The 17,966-nt window shown below is 66.5% G+C and carries 14 protein-coding genes; 5 read left to right on the top strand and 9 right to left on the bottom strand.

Going from position 1 to position 17,966, the window contains the following annotated elements:
• Positions 1 to 30: 30 nt before the first annotated feature.
• Positions 31 to 1,302 (bottom strand): MFS transporter, encoded by a 1,272-nt coding sequence (locus RCH15_RS01410; RefSeq protein WP_326957299.1) that lies wholly within the window; start codon positions 1,300 to 1,302, stop codon positions 31 to 33.
• Positions 1,303 to 1,382: 80 nt separating this feature from the next.
• Here RCH15_RS01410 and RCH15_RS01405 point away from each other — a divergent pair, with 80 nt between their 5' ends.
• From RCH15_RS01405 to RCH15_RS01390, 4 genes are all read left to right on the top strand, one after another.
• Positions 1,383 to 1,850 (top strand): Fur family transcriptional regulator, encoded by a 468-nt coding sequence (locus tag RCH15_RS01405; protein WP_326957298.1) that lies wholly within the window; start codon positions 1,383 to 1,385, stop codon positions 1,848 to 1,850.
• 23 nt (positions 1,851 to 1,873) lie between these two features.
• Positions 1,874 to 3,373, top strand: coding sequence for a catalase (locus tag RCH15_RS01400; protein ID WP_326957296.1), 1,500 nt, complete (start codon positions 1,874 to 1,876; stop codon positions 3,371 to 3,373).
• Positions 3,374 to 3,532: 159 nt separating this feature from the next.
• Entirely contained in the window at positions 3,533 to 4,168 is a 636-nt protein-coding gene (locus RCH15_RS01395) for a DUF2461 domain-containing protein (protein ID WP_326957294.1), read from the top strand.
• A gap of 300 nt (positions 4,169 to 4,468) precedes the next feature.
• Positions 4,469 to 6,091 carry an HNH endonuclease gene (locus tag RCH15_RS01390; RefSeq protein WP_326957292.1) on the top strand — a complete coding sequence of 541 codons (1,623 nt, stop codon included), beginning with the start codon at positions 4,469 to 4,471 and terminating at the stop codon, positions 6,089 to 6,091.
• A 139-nt stretch (positions 6,092 to 6,230) separates the two neighbouring features.
• Here RCH15_RS01390 and RCH15_RS01385 read toward each other — a convergent pair whose 3' ends face one another.
• The 6 genes from RCH15_RS01385 to RCH15_RS01360 form a co-directional block, all read right to left on the bottom strand.
• Positions 6,231 to 7,796, bottom strand: coding sequence for an APC family permease (locus RCH15_RS01385; RefSeq protein WP_326957290.1), 1,566 nt, complete (start codon positions 7,794 to 7,796; stop codon positions 6,231 to 6,233).
• 164 nt (positions 7,797 to 7,960) lie between these two features.
• Positions 7,961 to 8,368, bottom strand: a complete 408-nt coding sequence (locus RCH15_RS01380; RefSeq protein WP_326957288.1) for a DUF779 domain-containing protein — start codon at positions 8,366 to 8,368, stop codon at positions 7,961 to 7,963.
• A gap of 16 nt (positions 8,369 to 8,384) precedes the next feature.
• Positions 8,385 to 9,395, bottom strand: a complete 1,011-nt coding sequence (adhP, locus tag RCH15_RS01375) for an alcohol dehydrogenase AdhP (protein ID WP_326957715.1) — start codon at positions 9,393 to 9,395, stop codon at positions 8,385 to 8,387.
• A gap of 122 nt (positions 9,396 to 9,517) precedes the next feature.
• Entirely contained in the window at positions 9,518 to 11,044 is a 1,527-nt protein-coding gene (gene exaC / locus RCH15_RS01370) for an acetaldehyde dehydrogenase ExaC (RefSeq protein WP_326957286.1), read from the bottom strand.
• 133 nt (positions 11,045 to 11,177) lie between these two features.
• On the bottom strand, positions 11,178 to 12,557 hold the full coding sequence (locus RCH15_RS01365) for a GAF domain-containing protein (RefSeq protein WP_409016853.1): 1,380 nt from the start codon (positions 12,555 to 12,557) through the stop codon (positions 11,178 to 11,180).
• A 218-nt stretch (positions 12,558 to 12,775) separates the two neighbouring features.
• A complete protein-coding gene (locus RCH15_RS01360; protein ID WP_326957283.1) occupies positions 12,776 to 14,221 on the bottom strand; it encodes an FAD-dependent oxidoreductase in 1,446 nt (481 codons plus the stop codon).
• A 183-nt stretch (positions 14,222 to 14,404) separates the two neighbouring features.
• On the opposite strand from RCH15_RS01360, the gene rarD reads away from it, so the two are divergent.
• On the top strand, positions 14,405 to 15,433 hold the full coding sequence (rarD, locus tag RCH15_RS01355; RefSeq protein ID WP_409016854.1) for an EamA family transporter RarD: 1,029 nt from the start codon (positions 14,405 to 14,407) through the stop codon (positions 15,431 to 15,433).
• A gap of 37 nt (positions 15,434 to 15,470) precedes the next feature.
• Here rarD and RCH15_RS01350 read toward each other — a convergent pair whose 3' ends face one another.
• Entirely contained in the window at positions 15,471 to 16,343 is an 873-nt protein-coding gene (locus RCH15_RS01350) for a universal stress protein (protein ID WP_326957281.1), read from the bottom strand.
• Positions 16,344 to 16,599: 256 nt separating this feature from the next.
• The gene (gene gabT, locus RCH15_RS01345; RefSeq protein WP_326957279.1) at positions 16,600 to 17,955 is read right to left on the bottom strand and encodes a 4-aminobutyrate--2-oxoglutarate transaminase; all 1,356 of its coding nucleotides are present in this window, start codon (positions 17,953 to 17,955) and stop codon (positions 16,600 to 16,602) included.
• Positions 17,956 to 17,966: the final 11 nt, after the last annotated feature.

Here is a 17,966-nt window from a genome sequence, read left to right as displayed (position 1 = left end):
TGCGGTGCCCCGGCTTCCGCTACCGGATAGCTACGGTACCGGGTTCCGCGCGTCATACTTCAGGAAGCCTGACTGCCAGTGCGCCGCAGCCCAGGCCACGGCGATGCACAACAGCCCGCCCCACAGTAGAACCCAGCCTTCACTCAGGATTTTAGTCGCACCGCCCGCCAGCATGTCCCCCACCCGCGGGCCGCCCGCCACCACCACGACGAACACGCCCTGCAGTCTGCCGCGCAGGTGGTCCGGTGCTGAGGCTTGCAGGATAGTGGTGCGGAAGACGGCACTGACCGAGTCTGCGATGCCCGCCAGCGCACAGCACAGCGCGGCGGGCAGCAGCCACCACGTCACTCCGCCGGCGCCGGCGTTTCCGGCGAGGACCACCACCAGGCCAAAACCGGCAATGGAAGCTCCCCAACCCATGACAGACCAGACGACGGCGGCTCCCTGCCGCCGGACCGCCCCCAGCGGTCCGGAGAAGAGGCCGGCGAGGAACGCGCCGACGGCTGTGGAAGCCAGCAGGATTCCCACCGTTGTTTCACCGCCGCCGATCATCACGGCGCCGATTGCGGGCAGCAACGCCCGGGGCTGGGCCAAAATCATGGCGACGAGGTCGATGACGAAGGTCATCCGCAGGTTGGGGCGTGTACCCAGAAAGCGGAAACCTTCGAGGACGGACCGCAGCCCGGCCGGCCGCGCGTGTTCGCCCGGCGGCATGGCGGGTAGCCTCAGCAGGGCCCACAAGGCGAAAACGAACGTGCCGACGTCGATCGTGTAGGTCCAGGCGAATCCCACGGTGGCCACGAGCAGTCCTGCCAGCAGGGGCCCGGCCGTGAGGCTGAGGCCGAAACTGATCATGCTCAGCGCGTTAGCCGCCGGCAGGAGTTCCTTGCGGACCAGCACCGGGATGATGGCGCTGCGGGCCGGCTGGTTAATGGCCTGCGCGCCGCTCTGCACAGCGACAAGGACGTAGAGCAGCCACACATTTCCCAGGTGCAGCCAGGCCTGCAGGGCGAGGCAGGCGGTGGTCAGCCACAGCACGGAGGAAGCCAGCAGCGCCACCCTGCGACGGTCGTGGGCATCCGCGATCGCGCCGCCCAGCAGGCCGCCGAAAATCAGCGGGACAAGGGCAAAGATGCTCAGCAAGCCGACGTAGAGGCTGTCCTGGGTGAGCCGGTAAACCTCCAGGCTGACGGCCACCAGGGTCAGCTGGCTCCCAAGGGCTGCGACGGCGGATCCCAGCCACAGGCGACGGAACGCCGGGCTTTCACGCAACGGCGTAATGTCCGCCAGATATTTCCCCACCGGGCAACTCTAGTAGGACACCAAGGCAACTAAGTCACGCCTTATTGTGAATTGCTAAAAATAAGTGCTTGAATGAGGGCATGACGGATTCGGCAGGCACCCACGAGGCATGGGCCGGCGCCCTGCGTGCCCACGGCCGCCGGGTGACCAAACAGCGGCTGGCGGTGCTCACCGCCGTCGAACATCACCCGCATTCCCCGGCCGAGCAGATCCTCGCGGCCGCCCGTCAGGATCTTCCCGAACTGACCGCCCAGTCCGTCTACGTGGTCCTGGGTGATTTGACAGATTTGCACATGCTGCGCCGCTTCGAACCCCCGCACTCGCCGGCCCTGTATGAGACACGGGTGGGCGATAACCACCACCACGCCGTGTGCATCAGCTGCGGCCGGGTGGAGGATGTCGAATGCGCTGTGGGCCACGCCCCCTGCCTGACCCCGCATTGGGACGCGAACGCCACGCCCATGACCATCCAGATCGCCGACGTGCTGTACCAGGGCGTCTGCCAGGACTGCCAGCGCAGCCAACAACTTCCCGCCGAACGTAAATAAGCACAACAAGAAATAGGAGAACGATGACTCAGAACATTTCTGCGCCCGCAGTGTCCACGACACAGTCCGGTGCCCCGGTCACGTCCGATGCCCACTCGCAGTCCGTCGGCGCCGACGGAGCGATTATCCTCACCGATCATTACCTGATCGAAAAGCTCGCGCAGTTCAACCGTGAGCGCGTGCCGGAGCGTGTAGTCCACGCCAAGGGCGGCGGTGCGTTCGGTACCTTCACGACCACCGAGGACGTTTCCCGCTACACCAAAGCCGCATTGTTCCAGCCGGGCACCGAGACCGAGATGCTCATCCGTTTCTCCTCCGTCGCCGGCGAGGCAGGCTCTCCCGACACCTGGCGGGACCCGCGCGGTTTCGCCGTGAAGTTTTACACCACCGAGGGCAATTACGACCTCGTCGGGAACAACACCCCGGTGTTCTTCATCCGTGACGGCATCAAGTTCCCGGACTTCATCCACTCGCAGAAGCGCCTGCCGGGCAGCCATCTGCGCGACGCCGACATGCAGTGGGACTTCTGGACCCTGTCCCCTGAGTCCGCACACCAGGTCACCTGGCTGATGGGCGACCGCGGCCTGCCGGCCTCCTGGCGTGAAATGCAGGGCTACGGATCGCACACCTACCAGTGGATCAACGCCGCCGGAGAGCGCTTCTGGGTCAAGTACCACTTCAAGTCCAATCAGGGCGTCAATTCCATGACGGGCGACGAGGCAGAGGCACTGGCCGGCGCCGACGGCGACTTCTACATCCGCGACCTGCAGGAAAACATCGCGGCCGGCAACTTCCCGTCCTGGGACCTCCACGTCCAGGTCATGCCGTACGAAGACGCCAAGACGTACCGCTTCAACCCGTTCGACCTGACCAAGGTGTGGCCGCATTCGGATTACCCGCTGGTCAAGGTGGGCACCATGGAACTGAACCGGAACCCGGAGAACTACTTCGCGCAGATCGAGCAGGCAGCCTTTGCGCCGTCGAACTTCGTGCCGGGCATCGCCGCGTCCCCGGACAAGATGCTGCAGGCCCGCATCTTCTCCTATGCGGACGCACACCGCTACCGCGTGGGCACCAACCACGCTCAGCTGCCGGTCAACCTGCCTAAGAACCAGGTCAACAACTACAGCCAGGACGGCCAGGGCCGGTACCAGTTCAACGCCCCGTCGGTTCCGGTCTACGCACCGAACTCCGTCGGCGGGCCGGCCGCAGTGGAGCCGCAGAGTCCGGCCGGCGGCTGGGAGAACGACGGCGCGCTGACACTCTCCGCCCACTCCCTGCACGCTGAGGACGGCGACTTCGGCCAGGCAGGCGCCTTGTACCGCGAGGTGTTCGACGACGGCGCCAAGGCCCGCCTGCTGGACACCGTCACCGGTGCCGTCAGCGGTGTCAAGAACGCCGGGATCAAGGAACGCGCCATCCAGTATTGGACAAACGTCGACGCCGGGTTCGGCGCCAAGCTGCGCGCCAACCTCGGTGCCGGCCAGGTCGAGTCCGACGCCGAGGCCGCCAACAAGGTCTAACCACCCAGCACCAGTGCTGGCCGGGCGCCCCGGCTTTGCAGCTGTTACGCCCCGCAACGGATGTCGTCCACGGACGTCCGCGGCGGGGCGTTTTGCTGTTTTCCACTTCGGTGTTCCCGGCCCTCGCCACGACGCGCGCCGGGTCCATAGGATTCGGGCATGACCACATTCGCAGGCATTCCGGATGACGCCTTCCGGTTCTACGCAGACCTTGAGCACAACAACAACCGGGACTGGTGGCTGGAGCACAAGCCCGTCTACGACGCCGCCGTGAAGGATCCGCTCACGGGGTTGCTCGCCGGGCTGGAGCCGCGCTTCGGCCCGGCGAAATTGTTCCGGCCGAACAGGGACGTCCGCTTCTCCCTGGACAAGTCACCGTACAAGACCGCCCAAGGCGCCCTCACCTCTGTTGCCGACGGTGTGGGCTTCTATCTCCAGCTCAGTGCTGACGGTTTCCTCATAGGCGGTGGCTGCCACACCCAGACGCCAGCCCAGCTGGCACGATTCCGCAGCGCCGTTGATGCGCCGGCGAGCGGGGAGGCGCTGGAGGCGATCCTGAAAGATATCGAGACGGCCGGTTTTGCCGTAGAGGGTGCGAGCCTGAAGACCGTCCCGCGGGGTTTCGACAAAGACCATCCCCGGTCCGGTCTTCTCAAACACAAGTCCTTGACCGCAGCCGTGAACGTGGGGCGGCCCGGCTGGCTGGCCGGGCCCGGCGCAATTGAGGAGGTGGCCCACCGCTGGGAGGAACTGCGGCCCCTGGTGGAGTGGATCGGCCGTTACGCCGCCCCCTGACCGGCCGAGGCTGGGGTGCTGTCCATCAGCGAGGCACCGACCAAGGCACCACGCCTCTGCTGTCGCTTCGCGGTGCTGTGTTTGACTACCTCATCCAGACGTCTTCCGGGTTCTGCGCTTCTTCTGGGCTCCGTCCGGGCTCGAAGCCGGTGGTCGCGGGGCAACACCCGAAAGCGAGCCGTCCTGACGCTGTCGGTGGATGGCTCGAAGCCTACCGCCGGGAACGGACCATCTGTGGCTGGCCCGGGAGCCTCGGATTCGCCGGTCTAAAATGTCACAGGTGCCCGTTAGTCTGTTTCCATGGACGGCAAGAAGGGATTCGAAAGGGTCCGGCCCGGGCAGGTGACGGTCACGGAGGTGGCCCGGTTGCTGGCGGCCGTCCGCCCGTCCGACGACGGTGCTGGGCTGATCTGCCAGCTCCGGGAACTCGAGGACGTGAAGTCCGCCGCCGCGGCACTGCAGGCGAGAATCACGGTCGCTTTTGACCTGGACCAGCGCCGCGACCAGCGGAAACTCGGGGTGCCGGCCGGGGAGCTCGGTGCCGGGGTGGGTACGCAGATCGCCCTCGCCCGCCGCGAATCCCCGGCCAAGGGCGGCCGGCTCCTGGGCCTGGCGAAGGCACTCGTCACCGAAATGTCCCACACCTTGGCCGCGCTGGAGACCGGGCAGCTCAACGAATGGCGCGCCACCCTCCTCGTGAAGGAGACCGCGTGCCTGACCGTTGAGGACCGGGCCGCGGTCGACGCCGAGCTCGCCCCCGACACCGGAACGTTCGAGGGCGCCGGAGACCGCGCGCTGATCGCCGCCGCCCGGACCGCCGCCTACCGGCTCGACCCGCGCTCAGTGACCCAGCGCGCCAGTCACGCGGTGACCGAACGCCACGTCAGTCTCCGCCCGGCCCCGGACACCATGTGCTACCTCACCGCCCTGCTCCCCGTCGCCGCGGGCGTCGCCGTCCATGCCGCCCTGACCCGGCACGCTGACACCGCCCGCTCCGGCGGGGACCCCCGCACCCGCGGACAACTCATGGCCGACGCCCTGATCGAACGCATCACCGGAACCCCCGGCGGGCTCAGCGGGATCGAGATCCAGCTCGTCATGACCGACCGCACCCTCTTCCAAGGCGACAGTGAACCCGCCCGCCTGCCAGGCTACGGAATCGTCCCCGGCGGCTGGGCCCGGGACCTCCTCACCGGCACCGGCACGGGCACCGACACGGGCAGGGGCAGGGGCAGGGGCAGGGGCAACGATGCCCCCGCCCACGACACCTCCGGCGACACTGCCGGGCAAAAAGCGGGCATCGCCGCCGGGGAGAACGAGCTGAGCGTCTGGCTCCGTCGGCTCTACACCGCCCCCGGCACCGGCACCCTCACCGCCCTGGACTCCCGCGCCCGGCTCTTCCCGCCCGGGCTCCGCCGCTTCCTCACCCTCCGGGACGACACCTGCCGCACCCCGTACTGCGACGCACCCATCCGCCACTACGACCACATCACCCCCTGGCACAGCGGCGGAACCACCATCGACACCAACGGCGCCGGACTCTGCGAAGCCTGCAACCACACCAAAGAAACCCCCGGCTGGTCCGCACAACCCCGCCCCGGACCAAAACCCGGCCACCGGCACACCCTCGACCTCACCACCCCCACCGGCCACACCTACCAGTCCACCGCACCCCCGCTACCGGGAACAAGCGTCAGAACAAGCGCCAGAACAAGCGCCGGAACAAGCGCCGGAACAAGCGCCGGAACAGCTGCCGGTGCTGGGACCGGTTCCCGCTCCGATGGTGGGGCAGGGACTGAAGACACGAAACGGGACCCCGCCGCGGCCACGAGCCACAAGCAACGCCGAACGTATCGCCGCGAACACCGCCAACGGGCGACGACACTCCTCCGTGGCCGGTCGAAAAGCCAGCTCCCCGCATGAAACGGACCGAGTGGGCGCCGGCGTCGCCGTCGTGCCGGTGGCCTCAGCACCGGACGCACGAAACCGCCCGCCGATCCGGGGATCGGCGGGCGGTTTCGGGTGGGCTGCTGGATGATGCAGCAGCCCCCGGACAACGCGGCTAGGAACGCGTGAGCGTCTCAAGGTTCTCGACTACCGCCTCGGACTCGGCAGCGTTCTTATTGCCCGGCCCGTTCACAGACGCCTTGGCCTCGGCGAACTTCTCGTTCAGGCGGGAGTGCCGCTGGCCGTAGGAAAAGTAGATGATGACGCCGATCACGAGCCAGCCGGCGAAGAAAATCCAGGTCTCCACGGCCAGGTTGGTCATGAGGTACAGGCAGAGGACCGCCGAGACAACCGGGACCACCTTGCCGAACGGGACACGGAATGCCGGTTTGAGGTCCGGGCGCTTCTTGCGCAGCACGAGGATGCCCAGGCTGACCGTCACGAACGCGGACAGCGTGCCGATGTTGATCATTTCTTCCAAAAGATCCACCTTGGTGAGTCCCGCGACTAGCGCCACGGCGGCACCGCAGATGATCTGAAGCCGGATCGGCGTCGCGCGGATGGTGCTGGTTTTGGACAGAGAGCGGGGCAGCAGCCCGTCGCGGCTCATGGCGAGCACCACGCGGGAGAGACCCATGAGCAGCACCATTATCACCGTGGTCAAGCCGATCAGGGAGCCGAAGGCAATGACCTTGGCGGCGTCGGTGTTGCCGACTGCCTCGAACGCCGTGGTGAGAGTGGGGTTCTCCGCCTCGGCCAGCGTGGTGTACGGGACCATGCCGGTGAGCGCAAGCGACACCAGGATGTAGAGCACGGTGACGACAGCCAGGCCGCCGAAGATGCCGCGGGGCAGCGTCTTCTGCGGGTTTTTGACCTCCTCCGCCGAGGTGGCCACCACGTCAAAACCGATAAACGCGAAGAAGACCAGCGCAGCCCCGGCAAAGATGCCGAGAGTGCCGTACTGCGCGGGGGCGGCACCGGTGAGGAAGCCGAAGAAGGACTGCTTCAGGACGTCGGCGGTACCGTTGCCGCCGGTCGGCTGGGAGGCCGGGACGAAGGGGGCGTAGTTCTCGAACTTCACGTAGCTGAAGCCCACCACGATGACAAAAAGTACGACGCCGATCTTGATCAGCGTGAAGATGTTGCCGACGCGGGCGGACAGCTTTGTCCCCAGCACCAGCAGCACGGTGAATACAGCGACGATCAGGAAGGCGCCCCAGTACAGGTCGACGCCGCCCAGCGAAATCGACGGCGGAATGTCTACGCCCATCAGCGCGAACACCTTGCTGAGGTAAATGCCCCAGTACTTGGCGATCACTGCACCGGCGGTGAACAACTCAAGGATGAGGTTCCAGCCGATGATCCACGCCAGCAGCTCACCCATGGTGGCGTAGGTAAAGACATAGGCGGAGCCGGCCACCGGGATGGCTGTGGCGAACTCTGCGTAGCACATGATGGCCAAGGCGCACGTGACGGCGGCGATGGCGAAGGAGAGGGTGACGGCCGGGCCCGCGAAGTTTGCTGCAGCCTTCGCACCCACCGAGAAAATCCCGGCGCCGACGGCAACGGCGACGCCCATGATCATCAGGTCCCAGGAGCTGAGTGAGCGCTTCAGCTTGCGTCCGGGTTCATCGGCGTCCGACATGGACTGCTCGATTGATTTGGTCCGGAATAGGTTCATAGCAAAGTCCACAATCTCGGTAGCTGGTTGGAAACAGACCTATCCATAGTAGTGTCCATCCACTGGATGGCCTGTCCGATTCCAGATAGTGAGACGAAAGGGCGGAGCGTGCAGGCTTCCCTGCACGCCCCGCCCTTGAGGTGGCCAGCTCCCTTAGCGGCCGGCTACACCGGCCAGTCCATCAGCGTTGACCGGATCAGGAACCGCTTGCCTTCGGGGGCCTCCACCGAGAAGCCGCTCCCCCGGCCCGGCACCACATCCACTGTCAGGTGGGTGTGGCTCCAGTAGTTGAATTGTTCTTTCGACATCCAGAACTCGATCGGCTGGGGCTGCAGGCCATCGGAGATGTCGAACAGGCCGAGCTGCACGTCCGAGTCCCCCGTGATGAACTCCCCTGCGGGGTAGCACATGGGCGAGGAACCATCGCAGCAGCCGCCAGACTGGTGAAACATCAGTGGTCCGTGTTGGCGCCACATTTTCCGCAGGAGCTCCACGGCCGCCGGGGTGAGCGCCACCCGGGAGAAATCCTCCCCGGGGAGAGTCACTGCGGCGTCGAGGTTTGTCGGGGGCATCAGAGTCCTTTCCGCATCAGTACTTGATTACCACACGGCCGTCGATTTTGGCGTGCTTCATTTCGTCGAGGACGGCATTGACGTCCGAGAGCTCCCGGGTTGAGACGGTGGGGTGGATCTTGCCCTGGGCATAGAAGTCCAGGGCCTCCTCCAGGTCCTGCCGGGTTCCCACGATGGAGCCGCGGACGGTCAGGCCTTTGAGCACAATCTCGAAAATCGGCGCCGGGAAGTCACCCGGCGGAAGGCCGTTGAACACAATCGTTCCGCCGCGGCGGGCCATCCCGATCGCCTGGCCGAACGCTGACGGGTGCACTGCAGTAACCAGGACTCCATGGCAACCTCCGGTTTCGCGCTGGATGACTTCGACAGGATCTTCGTGCAGGGCGTTAACGGTCAGCTCCGCGCCGTGTTTCTTGGCCAGGGCGAGTTTGTCGTCGGCGATGTCCACCGCGGCAACCCGGAGGCCCATGGCGACGGCGTATTGCACGGCGATGTGCCCCAGCCCGCCGATGCCCGAAATCGTGACCCACTGGCCGGGCCGCGCTTCGGTCATCTTCAGGCCCTTGTACACGGTCACTCCGGCGCAGAGGACGGGGGCGACCTCGACGGGGTCCGATCCTGCCGGGATTCTGGCCGCGAAGCGCGTGTCCACCAGCATGTACTCGCCGAAGGAGCCGTCGACGCTGTAGCCGGCGTTCTGCTGGGCTTCACAGAGGGTTTCCCAACCTGTGCGGCAATACTGGCAGTCACCGCACGCGGACCAAAGCCAGGCGTTCCCGACGAGATCGCCAACGGCCAGGTCCGTCACGCCTTCGCCGAGGGCAGCCACCTCGCCGACGCCTTCGTGGCCGGGAATGAACGGCGGGGTCGGCTTCACGGGCCAATCACCTTCCGCGGCGTGAAGGTCGGTGTGGCAGACGCCGGTGGTGAGGACCTTGACCAGCGCCTGCCCCCGGCCCGGCACAGGAACGGGGAGGGTCTGGATCTGCAGGTCCTTACCGAATTCGGTTACTACTGCTGCCTGCATCGTCGTCGTTGTCGTCGTCATAGCGAAATCCTTGCGTCATCATGCGCGGGGTGTGACTGAAAGGCTTGTGCAGAATGCGGGGCGGATCAATGCTGATCCGCCCCGCGCAGGACTGTTGCGGTTTAGAAGAAGCCGAGCTTGTTCTCGTTGTAGCTGACCAGGAGGTTCTTGGTCTGCTGGTAGTGGTCCAGCATCATCGAGTGGTTCTCACGGCCGATGCCGGAGGACTTGTAGCCGCCGAACGCAGCGCCTGCCGGGTAGGCGTGGTAGTTGTTGACCCACACCCGGCCGGCCTGGATTTCGCGGCCGGCGCGGTAGGCGACGTTGCCGTTACGGGACCAGACGCCGGCGCCGAGCCCGTAGAGGGTGTCGTTGGCGATGCCCATGGCGTCGTTGTAGTCGCTGAAGCGGGTCACGGACACCACCGGGCCGAAGATCTCCTCCTGGAAGATCCGCATCTTGTTGTGGCCCTCGAAAATGGTCGGCTGCATGTAGTAGCCGCCGGCCAGGTCCCCGGGCATCTCGGCCCGGGCGCCGCCGGTGAGGATCTTGGCACCCTCCTGCTTTCCGATGTCGATGTAGGAAAGGATCTTCTCCAACTGGTCGTTGGAGGCCTGGGCGCCGAGCTGGGTTTCGGTGTCCAGCGGGTTGCCCTGGATGATCTTCTCGACCCGGGCGACGGCGTCGGCCATGAAGGAATCGTAGATGTCCTCCTGGACCAGGGCCCGTGACGGGCAGGTGCAGACTTCACCCTGGTTGAAGGCGAAGAGCGTGAACCCTTCCTGGGCCTTGTCGTAGAACGCATCGTCGGTCTGGTCGGCGACGTCGTTGAAGAAGATGTTAGGGCTCTTGCCGCCCAGTTCGAGCGTGACCGGGATCAGGTTCTGGCTGGCGTACTGGCTGATCAGGCGTCCGGTGGAGGTTTCGCCGGTGAACGCGATCTTGCGGATCCGGGGGCTGGAGGCCAACGGCTTGCCCGCCTCGACGCCGAAGCCGTTGACGACGTTGAGGACGCCGGCCGGCAGGAGGTCGCCGATCAGTTCCATCAGGACCAGGATCGAGGACGGGGTCTGCTCGGCAGGCTTGAGGACGACTGCGTTGCCGGCGGCGAGCGCGGGGGCCAGCTTCCAAACCGCCATCAGGATCGGGAAGTTCCAGGGGATGATCTGGCCGACGACGCCGAGCGGCTCGTGGTAGTGATAGGCGGTGGTGTCCTCGTCGAGCTGGGACAGCCGGCCTTCCTGTGCGCGGACGGCGGAAGCGAAGTAACGGAAGTGATCGGCTGCGAGGGGGATATCCGCGTTGAGGGTCTCGCGGATCGGCTTGCCGTTGTCCCAGGATTCGGCGACGGCAAGCATCTCGAGGTTCTCGTCGATGCGGTCGGCGATCTTGTTCAGGACGGCAGCGCGCTCGGCGACGGAGGTCTTGCCCCAGGACGGGGCGACCTTGTGGGCGGCGTCCAGGGCGAGCTCGATGTCCTCGGCGGTGCCGCGGGCCACCTCACAGAAGACCTTGCCCGTGACCGGAGTGATGTTCTCAAAGTACTGGCCCTTGACCGGGGCAACCCACTCGCCGCCGATCCAGTTCTCGTAACGGTCTTTGAAGGTGACCTTCGAGCCCTCGGTACCGGGCTGTGCGTAGACAGTCATTGCAGCTCCTTTGCTGTGCAAGAGTGATAGCGGCCCGTTGGTGGCACCGCCGATGCGTCCAGCTTAGGAGTCGGGAGGTTGCAGTCAGGTTGCAGTGGGCGTGACCGGGATCACCTTGGCGCGAACGGGCGGCTCATGCGCCGAGTTCCGCCTCGAGCCGTTCCAGGTCGGCGACGACGGCAGCCCGTTTGGGTGACCGCAGCGGCAGGATTTTCAGGGCCGCTGCCCGGACCTCGACGTCGTCCTTGGCCTCGGGGAGCCCGGCGTACCTCAGCAGCGACTCGGCGCTGCCGTCCGTAAGGACAGCATCGCGGAGCAGCGAGGAGACCCGGTGCCGCAACTCGATGATCCCGGGAGCCTCGGAGCGGGGCAACACGGCGCCGCGGTAGATTTCCAGGGCAATCCGGTGGGCGCCGCGCTGCAGACAGTTCAGGACCTGGCCGGAGTCCGGAACCAGATCCAGCGGCAACCGGTAGGGGCGGGACTCCGGGACAGCGTCCGGGTTGAGCTGCTGGAGGACCTTGCGGAGCCGGACCATCTCAGCCCGGAGCGTCATGGTTGAGGCGTTGCCCGGGTACAGGAGCGTGCACAGCTCCTCCGCGTTCAAGCCTTCCGGATGCGTGCTGAGCAGAGCCAGGATTTCGCTGTGCCGGGCGGACAACGGCACAGTGCGCCCGTCAATACTGAGCAGCGCCTGGTCCCTGCCGAGGAGTTGCAGGCTGTTGCGGTACAGGCTGCCGGGCCCGGCGCCCTCCCTGCCGGCCGCCCCGGGACCCCGGCGCCGGGACGGAGGAGACTGATGCGCGGCAGCGAGCTGCAGCCGCTCGACGCGGAGGTGCGCCTGGGCGGCTGCCACCGTTGCCTCGACGAGCGAAAGTGCGTGCGGTGCGACGGCGGATTCCGTTCCGGTGATGTCCACGACGCCCAGCAGGGCGCCTGAATCGGGATCGTGGAACGGCACGGCTGTGCAGCTCCACGGGTGGACGGAACGCTTGTAGTGCTCTGCGCCGGAGATTTGAATACCGCGGCCCAGGGCCAGGGCTGTGCCGGGCGCGCTGGTGCCCACGGTGGCTTCGGACCAGTCGGCGCCCGGCACGAACATCATCCGTTCCGCCCGGCGCTGCATGGCGGCGTCGCCTTCCACCCAGAGCAACCGGCCAACCTCATCGCCCACGGCCACCAGCATGCCGCTGTCGTGGCTGGGCAAAACCAGGAGCTTGTGGATCACGGGCATGATGGCGGCCAGCGGATGCTGGCGCCGGTACTCCTCAAGTTCGTCGCGGTCCATGGCCAGCGGGGCTTCCGGGTTGTCCGGATTAGCCTGCAGCTCGGCGGAGCGGCGCCACGACTCCCGGATCAGGCTGCTGAGCCCGGGCAGTTGCACATCCGCGGGGAACTCGAATCTCCTTGAGTCCAGCTGCTCGTGGCCGGCGCTGGCATACTGCTGGCGCAACGCTGCGGGCAGCCCGCCTGCCGGCGGGTACAGCGGTGCCGGATGGATCATTTTCGTCATCGAACTCCCACCGGACGGGCGCGACGGCGTGCCGGGGGCAACCGAAGTCATTTCAGTGTAGTGCGGGGTCCGGGCAGCCGCCAGAGGCTCCCCCGGTCCGGCTCGTGGCGACGCTCGAACGCATTCCCGCTGCGCCAAGGCTTTTTCGACGCCCGAATACCCTGGGCGCCGGCGTATTTCCGCGTCGCGGAACAAGCAGCGCGTCGCGGGAGACCGCACTAGCCGCGGGAAATCCGGACCATCTCCTCGCGGGGAACCACCTTAATGCGTTCCCGAACAACGCCGTTAGCGTCGCTGGAGGCGGACCACTGCGCGCCGAGAGCAAGTTCGTAGGAGTCAAGGTTGTTCCAGCCCTCCCAGGTGGTGTACTCGATCCCGCGCGCCTCAAGAAGGTCGATGATCGCCTGGGGGTCCGGGTTTTGCGCCGGCGGCAGGCTCAGCCGGTCCTCCAGCAGGAAGCCGATAGTCTCCAGCGCGTCGCCCTTGGTGTGGCCGATCAGGCCCACGGGCCCGCGTTTGATCCACCCTGTCGTGTAGATGCCCGGGACGGGGTTGCCCCCGGCATCGAGCACCCGGCCGCCCTCGTTGGGGATGACACCGCGGCGGGCATCATATTCCAACTCATCCAGCGGCGAGCCGTGGTAGCCGATGGCGCGGTAGACCGCCTGGACCGGGTAGTCCAGGTATTCCCCCGTGCCTTTGACGTTGCCGGTGCCGTCCAGCTGCATGCGCTCAAATTTGATGCCGGTAACCTTGCCGGGGCGGTCGGCGTCGCTGGTTGTTCCCAGGACGGCCACCGGGTTGTGCAGGAAGTGCAGGTGCAAACGGCGCGAGGAAGGCTGCTCCGCTTCGGCGTGCTCCTCGACGAGCCAGTTCGTCAGGGTGTTGACCATGGTGCGGATCTGGTTGTTGCTGCGGATTGCCTCGTCCGAGGCTTCGTCGAATTCGAAGTCCTCCGGATACAGGACGATGTCGACGTCCCGTGCGTGGGAGAGTTCGCGCAGCTCCAGCGGCGTGAACTTGATCTGCGCCGGTCCCCGGCGCCCAAACACGTGCACGTCCGTGACCGGGGAGTCCCGGAGCGCCTGATAGACGTTGTCCGGGATTTCTGTCACCAGCAAATCGTCGGCGTGCTTGACCAGCATGCGGGCTACGTCGAGGGCCACGTTGCCGTTCCCGATCACCGCAATCTCCTTGGCCTCCAGTGGCCAGTCACGCGGCACGTCGGGATGCCCGTCGTACCAGGAAACGAAGTCGGCCCCGCCAAAGGACCCCTCGAGGTTGATGCCCGGGATCTCCAGGTCTGCGTCCTTGATGGCTCCGGTGGAGAAAATCACGGCGTCGTAGAAAGCGCGGAAGTCGTGCAGGGTCAGGTCGCGGCCGTAGGTGACGTTGCCAAGGAAGCGGATGTCGCCGCGGTCCAGGACCTTGTGCAGGGCGTTGACGATCCCCTTGATCCGGGGGTGGTCCGGTGCCACGCCATACCGGATCAGGCCGTACGGGGCAGGGTACGCCTCAAAGAGGTCGATGCTGACGTCGAAGTCGCCGTCCTTGACTTCGTTGGACTTGGTCAGGATATCCGCGGCGTAGACGCCGGCCGGTCCGGCGCCGACAATCGCAACGCGGAGCGGACGTCTGGAGGTGGTTTCGGCTGAGGTGGACACCGGTTGCCCTTCTGAGTCTTAGCGGCGGCGCCAGCACTTGCAGCGCACAGTTCCCCATTCTAAATGTCCGCGGGAGGCTATGGGGTCCCACGTGGCGGACATCGCAGGCATCCTTTCCAGCCGCCGGCCGCGTCCGAACCGACAGGCAGGAATAGGGACCCGGCCGGTGGTGTTATTGTCCTTGTGCCTACACCCGACGGATCCCTCCCCTCCCCGACCGCGCTGACCGCACCGGGCGCCCCGGCCCCGGGCGGAAGCACCTCGCAGCGCCCGACGGCGGCCCTGAAAGCGGTGGATACAGACACGACGGCGGGAATCGTTTTCGGGATCGGCGCGTACGGCCTGTGGGGGCTTATGCCGCTGTACTTCTTTGTGCTGCAACCGGCCGGGGCGGTTGAAATTGTGGCCAACCGGGTGTTGTGGTCGCTCATTTTCTGCGTCCTGCTGATCACCGTTACCCGCTCCTGGCGGGTCCTCGGTGCCGCCTTCCGGAACCGCACGCTGATCGTTCCCTTGATGATTGCGGCGGTCCTGATCGCGGTGAACTGGCTGACCTATGTTTACGGTGTGACCACCGGACAGGCTGTGGAAGCGTCTCTGGGATATTTTATTAATCCGCTTGTCTCGGTCCTGCTCGGGGTGGTGGCGCTGAAGGAGAAGTTGCGGCCGCTGCAGTGGGCCGCCGTCGGAATCGGTTTCGTCGCCGTCGGGGTCCTCACGGTGTCCTACGGCAAACTTCCGTGGATCGCCCTGACGCTTGCGTTCAGCTTTGGCCTCTATGGCTTCGTCAAGAAGCGCGTCGGCCCGCGCGTTGATGCGATCACCAGCCTCTCGGTCGAGACAATCGTGCTGGCGCCGGTGGCCGCCGCCGCGATGGTGGTTCTGGCCCTGACCGGTGCAGCGACGCTGGCGGCCAACGGCGCCGGGCACTTCTGGCTCCTCGCGGCGTCGGGAATCATCACTGCTGTGCCGCTTCTGTTCTTCGGCGCCTCAGCCCGGCGCCTGCCGATGACCACGATCGGCCTGCTGCAGTACTTCGCCCCGGTGCTGCAGTTCATTGTGGCCCTGGCCGTGTTCCATGAACCGATGACAGCCGACCGCTGGATTGGTTTCGGCGTTGTCTGGCTGGCGCTGCTGGTGCTCACGGTGGACATGCTGCTGGCCACCCGGAAGAACTCGGTCATGCGCAAACGGGCCCGCGCCGCCGCCTGAGACCGGCCCGGGCGGCGGGACGCGCACGCTCCGGCGCTCAGTCCTCCGGGCTGGTGTTGATCCGCTTGTAGTCGCGGGGCACCACCACCATGGGGACCGGCAGCGCCAGGAGCACCTTGTGGGCGGTGCTGCCGATGAACAGTTTGTTCTTCTCTGCCAGGCGGGAGGAGCCCACAATAAGGATCTCCCCCTCGTCCCAGTCGAGGTCATCGATCGCTTCCTCGATAGTGCGCCCGTGGGCTACTTCGACGCTGACGTGGTGCCCGGCCGGGAGCCGCTGCGCGGCCGCGGTCAGGACGGTATTGGCGTGGACGTGCGCCGCGTTGGTGTTTTCGCCGCTGTCACCCTCGACGTCGAGTGCCAGAAGGGACACCAGCCGCAGCGGGACCCCGCGGCGCTCTGCGGAATCGATGGCGACGTCGATCGCTGCCTCCGCGCCGGTGCGCTGGCCCACTGCGAGGGTCAGCCGGGTGATTGGCTCCGTCCTTCGGTAGCCCCGCGGGGCCAGGGCCACCGGAACCGGCGAGGCGTGGAGCAGGGCGTTCGCGGCGCTGCCGATGGTGTACCGCTTGAACAGTCCTGAACTGGCGGCACCCACGACGATCAGGCCGGCCTTGTATTCCACTGCCGCATCAATGAGGCCTGCGGCGTGCGAGTCGGCCTGGCGGACGTGGAACCGGGCTTCGATGTCCTTGGGGATGAGGGACAACCCCTCCCGCTCCGCGCTAAGCACTTCCTGCTCGGCGGCGCTGACTCGGCTTCCCTCCGGGTTCATCGCGACGTAGGGCGTGCGCCGGTCCACAACGTAGACCAGGTCAAGGTGTGCGCCCTGGGCGCGGGCCATGGCGGAGGCCAGGGCAACGGCGTCGGCGCCGCGGTCGCTGGGGGTGTAGCCAACTACGTATCGCATGTATGAACCCCTTATGGGTCTGGGGCAGAAGCCGGCCTTGCTCGGGGGATCCCGGGCGCCGTCGGCCGGTCTGCGTTCCTGCAGTGGTAGGAACGACTCTAGCCCAGCAGGGCACTGAAGTGGCCGGGATGGGCCGTGGTTCTCAGCGCAGCGGCAGGACGCGGCGGCGCCACTTAACGCAGGAGAGCCGCGGACGGCGGTCCGCGGCTCCCCTGTGTGATTCAGATGTGGCTGGTGTCCGGTTTCCCGGGCTACGTCAGGCGTTGGCCTTGATGGCCGCGGCCAGGACCTGGAGGCCATCCAGCAGCAGCTCATCGCTGATGACCAGCGGCGGGAGCAGGCGGATGACGTTGCCGTAGGTACCGCAGGTGAGGATGATGACGCCCTCTTTGAGGCACGCAGCGGCGACGGCCTTGGTCAGCTCCGGGTTCGGCTCCTTGGAGCCGGCCTGGACCAGTTCGATCGCGAGCATGGCCCCGCGGCCGCGGACGTCCCCGATGACGGACTCTTCGGAGGCGAGCTCCCGCAACTTGCCAAGGGCGAGTTCCTCAATGTGGCGGGCACGGGCGTTGAGGTCGTACTGCTCCATCGAGCCGATGGCGGCCAGCGCCGCGGCGCAGGCCACCGGGTTGCCGCCGTAGGTGCCGCCCAGACCGCCGGGGTGGACGGCGTCGAGCAGGTCGGCACGGCCGGTGATGGCGGACAGCGGCATGCCGCCCGCGATTCCCTTGGCCATGGTGACGATGTCCGGGATGACGCCCTCGTGGTTTACGGCGAACCATTCTCCCGTGCGGCAGAAGCCGGACTGCACTTCGTCGGCGATGAAGACGACGCCCTTGTCTTTGGCCCAGGCCGCCAGCGCGGGGAGGAAGCCGTCGGCGGGAACGATGAAACCGCCCTCACCCTGAATGGGTTCGATGATGATCGCGGCAACGGATTCGCCGCCGATCTGCTTCTCGATCATGGTGATGGCGCGCTTGGCGGCCTCGGCGCCGGTGATCCCGGGGTTTTCCTCGCGGAAGGGGTAGCTCATCGGCATGCGGTAGACCTCGGGCGCAAACGGGCCGAAGTTGGTCTTGTACGGCATGGCCTTCGCGGTCAGGGCCATGGTCAGGTTGGTCCGCCCGTGGTACGCGTGGTCAAAGGCGACGACGGCGTCCCGGCCGGTGGCCAGGCGGGCCACCTTCACAGCGTTTTCCACAGCCTCGGCGCCGGAGTTGAACAGCACCGTGCGCTTCTCGTGGTCGCCGGGGGTGAGTCGGTTCAGCTGCTCGGCGACGGCGACGTAGCCTTCGTAGGGGGTGACCATGAAGCAGGTGTGGGTGAAGTGCTCCACGGCTTCCTTGACCGCACCGACGACGGCGGGGTCGGAGGCGCCGACGGAAGTCACGGCGATGCCGGCTCCGAGGTCGATGAACGAGTTGCCGTCCACGTCGTGGATGATGCCGCCGTCGGCGTCGGCGACGAAGACGGGAACGCTGGATGCAACCCCTGCGGCGACCACGGCCTTGCGGCGCTCGGTCAGGGCGACGGACTTCGGTCCCGGGAAATCGGCCTGGACGCGGCGCTTTTGTTCGAGACGGTAGGTGATGTCATGGGCGGTGGTGGTCATGGGAAAGCCTT

The sequence above is a fragment of the Arthrobacter sp. MP_M4 genome (assembly GCF_035984855.1).
Classification (GTDB): Bacteria; Actinomycetota; Actinomycetes; order Actinomycetales; family Micrococcaceae; genus Arthrobacter.
Note: the sequence above shows the minus strand (reverse complement) of the source record. Positions and strands in the feature narration are given on the sequence as shown.